A 5,925-nucleotide genomic window follows, 5' to 3' on the forward strand; every position below is an offset into this window, starting at 1 on the left:
AAGCCGAGGGCCGACCGCCCGCGGAAAGCGAGTGCCCTACGTTCCAATCAACGTCCAAATTGTACAAGCCATAAAAATAGACAAACTCGATTTTTATCGAGTTTGTCTACAGTCTGCCGCCATTAATTTTAATGGCGTTTTTTTTGATTTTCATGAATTAACCCTTGCGCCTAGGCTATAACTTCTGGATTTTAATCGATTGGCTCTGGATATGATTAAAGGAAACTGAGAAAATTCGTCGAATTGATTAATGATATACGTTAATTAATAAACTTAAATGTTTTGTTTTTAGCAATAACGATTTTTTTCATGTAAATGTAGTTACGTCGGAAGGGGAAGTTATACTTGCTGAATGAATTGAAAGTTACTCAAATTACCATTCCATTGCCTTTTAGATTGGACCATGTCCATTGTTACTTGGCGGAAGGTGAAAAAGGATGGACTATCATTGATGCGGGATTAAATAACAAAACGACCAGGGATTTATGGAACCCAATTATCGAAAGACACGATATTGCCGATATTATCATCACACATTATCACCCAGATCATTTCGGGTATGCAGGGACATTACAACAATTGACCTGTGCGGATGTATGGATGACAGAAGTGGATGAGCATGCGGGTACTACGTATTGGGAAGCCGATTCGCTGAATCTGCTTAAAGAAAATTACATTGCGTGTGGTATGGAAGAAGATGTCGCCGCGGCCTTATCCAGTGACGAAAGCGGATTCATGCCCCAAGTAAAACCCTATCCTACCGTAAATCATCATCTTGAAGAAGGAATGAAGCTGCATTTTGGCAAATATGAGTATGAAGTGCTTTTCACTCCGGGACATTCGGACGGCCTGATTTCCTTATATAATAAGGAAAATAGCGTCCTTTTTTCGACAGATCATATATTGCCCAAGATATCTCCAAATATATCTTATTGGTTTAAAGGTTTCAGCAACCCATTGGAAGAGTTTTTTAATTCTTTGAAAAAAATACAAAAGCTTGACGTTGAATATGTCATCCCTTCTCATGGGAAACCGTTTCAAAATGCCAATAAAAGAATTGTTGAATTGTTGGATCACCACCAGGACCGGTTGCATGTAATTCATGAAAACATGAAAGAGCCGATTTCTGTAAAAAGTGCTTGCCAGATCTTATTTGGAAATCTGTCCATTCACGAAACCAGATTTGCTGTAGGTGAAACATTGGCACACCTAGAATACCTTCTTTTGAATGACCAATGCAGAAAGTTTAAACGTGATGGCRAATGGTATTATCAATCCATCTGAAATTTTTTCCAAACTATAGTAAAGCCATCTAAAGCACTAAATACTCCATCTTATGTTTATTATCGCTATGGAAAGCTGGCAGGTAAGGGAAAAGTGGAGACAGGGGATACTCGAATACATGCCTGATACAATTGGCAGCCTATAACGGATTCATTGATCGAAAAAAAAGACCATCGCCCATCATACTTGGGCGGTGGTCTTTTTTTCATTGCCTGGACCCTATTTGTCCATTAACTTCTTTCATAATATCTTCAAGAGATGTGACAATTCCTTTATCGTCCTTATAGCTGATGTGCTTAGGCTGAAAATGGAGAGGCGATTCTAAACCAGCTGCGGCTGAGATCCGAAATAATCCTTTTCTAAGGGTTACAAGAAAGTTAACCACACGGTATTTCTTTTCATCGATGACAAGTGCTTTTTGCAATTCCGGATCAGTGGTGGCTACCCCGACAGGACAAGCATTGGAATGGCATTTCATCGTCTGTATACATCCTATCGCAATCATGAAACCCCGGGCTATGTTAACAAGGTCTGCTCCCATGGCTAGAGCGATCGCAATTCTATCAGGCGTGAACAATTTACCGGAGGCGATGATTTTGACCCTATCGCGGACGCCGTATTTTTCCAGTGTCGATACTAAAATCGGCAAAGCGGATTTTATCGGCAATCCTACGCTATCGATCAACTCCTGATAAGAAGCACCGGTTCCTCCTTCACCGCCATCCAATGTAATGAAATCCGGACCTTTCCCGGTTTCTTTCATGTAGCTAGCAAGCTCTTCAACACTGTCAGTTCCGCCGATTACCATTTTGATGCCGACCGGAATTCCTGTATGGTCCCTGATTTTTTCGATAAAATCGCACATGGATTTTACGTCATCGTATTGGTGAAACCGATTCGGACTATCAATTGCCTTGTACGGAACGACCTTACGGATTTCAGCGATTTCCGGATTCACTTTTTCAGCATCGATATGCCCTCCGCGAGTTTTCGCGCCTTGGGCCAATTTGATTTCAAATGCTTTAATTTCGGGTATTTCACTTTTTCTCTTTAATTCATCCCAATCCATTTCGCCAGTACTATCCCGAACCCCAAACATGGCTGGACCAATTTGCATGATGATATCGACGCCGCCGATTAAATGGTAAGGAGATAGCCCGCCTTCACCTGTATTCATCCAGGTGCCTTTTGCTGCAGCCAATCCCTCAGAAAGCGCAGTGATTGCGTTCTTACCCAAAGAGCCATAACTCATGGCGGACATTCCGATAAGACCTTTTAGCCGAAAGGGATTCTTAGTGTTTGGGCCGATGATTACGGTATCCTCATCATCCAATAAGAATGCAGAGGAAGCTTCATCTTCCCATTTTTCTTCTCGTTGTGAGAAAAGCGGGTCTTTCAATAGAATATATCTTTTTGTCGTCACTTTGGTTTCACGATCATATTTTTCTTCTTCGGCCAATTTTGGAAACATGCTATTTTTAACAAAGAAGCCTTCCTCATCAAAATCCCGCTTTGAACCAAAACCTATGACATCCCGTAAATATTTTGAACTTTTCACCATATGTTCATAGTCATCGCGGGAAAAGGGTTTTCCTTCGTTATCACTGTTAAACCAATATTGCCGCATCTCAGGTCCGATTTTTTCCAGAAAGTATCGTATTCTCCCAAGCACGGGGTAATTTCTTAAAATTGCATGATGCTTCTGCATGCGATCAAAGAAAATCATATAAATTAATAGTAAAACCAAAATGATGATAATGATGAAAATAACGGTAAATCCAAGGATAATTAATACATTTGCGATGCCACTCATTCAATCCCTCCTGATATGCAAAAAAATCATGTATTTTTAATCTACTCGGTAATTCGATCAATTATACAAAATTCCAATGCAAGCTTTTATAGGGATTGAACGAAAAAAATTAAATAGGCATTATCGTTCTCACAATATCTTTCAACTTCTCCTTTTCGATTGGCTTACCCAAATGGCTAACTGCAACGTTATGGCATCATGCAGCACTTGTGGATTATATCCGGTAATATCCTTGATTTTTTTTAATCGGTATATAAGGGAATTACGATGGATATACATTCTTTTGGCACATTCCCCGATATTTAAGTTACTAAGGAAAAATTGATGCAGTGTCTCAATCAACTTCTCAGATAAGTTGCCTAGAATTCTTTCCTGAAAATGCTGTTTCGTCCGCTCATCTATCCTTTCCAACAGGGCTTTTGTTTCCACATCAGTATATCTAGTTAAAGCTTGTTTGGCTTCACCTAGTAAAAGTGCTGTTTCAGCTTCGCGGAAAGAGTGGACGATGGATGATTCCTTATCCACGATAGAGCCCAAACCGATTCGTATAACGAAGTCTTTTGCTTTTAATTGTTTGATGGCTGAATCCAGTCTTTTGTCAATGTTATTTCCGCTAAGCGCCGTAGTGAGAATGAAAACCCGATTCACACTCAGGAACCCAACAAGGGCATACTGGGAACCAAAAACAGTTTCAGTCATCTGAATCAGCTCATTCTTATTTAACGGATTTAATTTCATTTCCATTACCCCCACTTGATAGGGAGGTTCTAATTTCATTCCAATCAGTTCAAGTCTCTGATCAATCGAATGCTGATTGATATCTTCCTTTAATAAGTCTTCAAATACCAATTCTTTCAAGTGTTGTTTCCATTCGAGTTGTTCCGCCATAAAAGCTTGATGAAGCATCATTTCCGTTATCATTTTCACCAATTCCCCGAATTCCAAAAGTTCAGTCGGATCTCCGGTGATCCCGATGACGCCTATAATTACATTTTGAAAATTAATCGGCAAATTAATTCCAGGAAGGACACCTACCCATTGATGACGATCATTTTCGGGAATGATTAACGGCTTTCCCGTTTTCAGTACTTCCATTGCTCCTAAATGCAATTGGTCGATGCGTTCATGATTTCCGGAAGCGATGATGATTCCTTTATCATCCATAATATTAATGTTTCTGTTAAGTCTATTGGTGGTTTGTTTGACAATTTCCATTGCAATTTCTTGGGTCAGCATTCAAGTCATCCTTCTAGAGTTTTTTTATTTGCTAACAGAATGGTGATCATATTTTATGCAAACAAGCTATGATTTTTCATGTAAAGGGGGATCGTCGATAGTTTAAGCCTTTAGCTATCTTATACTTTAGGAAAATAGGAAAATAACAGAAAACTTTTCAGACAGATTATTTTTTCTGTATAGTATAACCAAAAAAATCCAATATGTCATACTTATTTTCGTTTAGAATGAACGATGATTAAAATATTTCCGAAGATTATAATTAATTGATATAAAAATATATTCAAAGGGGAACTGAGCATGAAAATTGTTATTGCACCAGATTCCTATAAAGGAAGTTTATCAGCAAAAGAAGCTTCAAAAGCTATTGAGCGAGGAATCAGGAAGGCACTGCCGGATGCGGAGACAGTACTGGTTCCTGCAGCGGATGGCGGGGAAGGCACGATGGATAGTCTTGTAGCAGCTACAAATGGTCGAAAAGTTGAAGTGACCGTTAAAGGACCTTTACTTGAAGATGTTCAGGCAGCATATGCAATCTTGGGCGATCAAAAAACTTGTGTGATTGAAATGGCTAGTGCATCTGGTCTTTGCCTTGTCGATCCAGCTGAGTTGAACCCATTGATCACTACTTCATACGGGACAGGGGAGCTTATTCAAAAGGCATTGAATGATGGCTGTCGAAAGTTCATTTTAGCGATTGGCGGAAGCGCTACCAACGATGGCGGTGTCGGTATGCTCCAGGCTTTGGGAATGAAGGTGTTTGATGAAGAAGGTAAAACTCTGGGATACGGAGGTGCCGAATTATCACGGATATCAAACATTAATACGGAGGATTTTGATTCCAGAATAGCGGATTCCGAATTTTTGATTGCCTCGGATGTCCAAAATCCGTTAGTCGGCCCTGATGGGGCATCAAGGGTATTCGGACCCCAAAAAGGGGCGACTTCTGACATGGTTGAAATGCTTGATAAGGCTTTATCATCATGGGCTGATTTGGTGGAAATCAAAACAGGCATACACTTGCATGATAAAGCAGGTGCTGGTGCTGCAGGAGGAGTTGGAGGTGCATTTCAAGCCTTTTTCCGTGCAGAAACAAAAAGGGGCATCGATATTGTCATGGAGTATACGGAACTGGGTGAAAAATTGTCCGGTGCCGATTGTGTCTTTACCGGTGAGGGCCAAATCGATTACCAGACTGCTTCAGGCAAAACACCCATGGGAGTTGCACAAGAAGCCAAAAAGCATGGTATTCCGGTATTTGTTTTGGCTGGATCGATCGGAACAGGTATTGAAGTTTTATATGACCACGGAATAACAAGTGTTCATAGTTTGGTGAACGCTCCCATGCCTTTAAAGGAAGCAATGGAAAGAGGAGCTGAATTGTTGGAAGTTTCAGCCGAACAAGTAATGCGGGCTTTTTTGGCAGCGATCAAAAATAGGGGGTAATCTTATGTTATTTATTGTTTTGGCCATCGGCGTGTTCTTAATTGTTTTTTCGACAACTAAATTCAAGCTGCATCCGTTCTTATCGCTTCTATTAGGCACTTTATTTGTGGGTTTTGCTTCTGGAATGCCTCTGGATCAGATTGTTG

Annotated in this window: 6 protein-coding genes; 4 read left to right on the plus strand and 2 right to left on the minus strand. The window is 40.3% G+C overall.

Going from position 1 to position 5,925, the window contains the following annotated elements; translation table 11 throughout:
* Both AC1DVB_RS24655 and AC1DVB_RS24660 read left to right on the plus strand, forming a co-directional pair.
* On the plus strand, nucleotides 1-181 hold a 181-nt coding region (locus tag AC1DVB_RS24655), incomplete at its 5' end, for a hypothetical protein (protein WP_477591395.1).
* A gap of 164 nt (nucleotides 182-345) precedes the next feature.
* Complete coding sequence (locus tag AC1DVB_RS24660; RefSeq protein ID WP_477591397.1) at nucleotides 346-1,284, plus strand: MBL fold metallo-hydrolase; 939 nt, start codon at nucleotides 346-348, stop codon at nucleotides 1,282-1,284.
* A 205-nt stretch (nucleotides 1,285-1,489) separates the two neighbouring features.
* Here AC1DVB_RS24660 and AC1DVB_RS24665 read toward each other — a convergent pair whose 3' ends face one another.
* The gene (locus tag AC1DVB_RS24665) at nucleotides 1,490-3,097 is read right to left on the minus strand and encodes an FMN-binding glutamate synthase family protein (RefSeq protein ID WP_454861283.1); all 1,608 of its coding nucleotides are present in this window, start codon (nucleotides 3,095-3,097) and stop codon (nucleotides 1,490-1,492) included.
* 141 nt (nucleotides 3,098-3,238) lie between these two features.
* Nucleotides 3,239-4,333 (minus strand): CdaR family transcriptional regulator, encoded by a 1,095-nt coding sequence (locus AC1DVB_RS24670; protein ID WP_477591399.1) that lies wholly within the window; start codon nucleotides 4,331-4,333, stop codon nucleotides 3,239-3,241.
* 300 nt (nucleotides 4,334-4,633) lie between these two features.
* On the opposite strand from AC1DVB_RS24670, the gene AC1DVB_RS24675 reads away from it, so the two are divergent.
* Both AC1DVB_RS24675 and AC1DVB_RS24680 read left to right on the plus strand, forming a co-directional pair.
* Nucleotides 4,634-5,779 carry a glycerate kinase gene (locus AC1DVB_RS24675; protein ID WP_057277609.1) on the plus strand — a complete coding sequence of 382 codons (1,146 nt, stop codon included), beginning with the start codon at nucleotides 4,634-4,636 and terminating at the stop codon, nucleotides 5,777-5,779.
* 4 nt (nucleotides 5,780-5,783) lie between these two features.
* Nucleotides 5,784-5,925 (plus strand): GntT/GntP/DsdX family permease (locus tag AC1DVB_RS24680; RefSeq protein WP_477591402.1); only part of this gene is annotated, 142 nt, incomplete at its 3' end.

Source organism: Peribacillus sp. P4_D6, assembly GCF_056401795.1.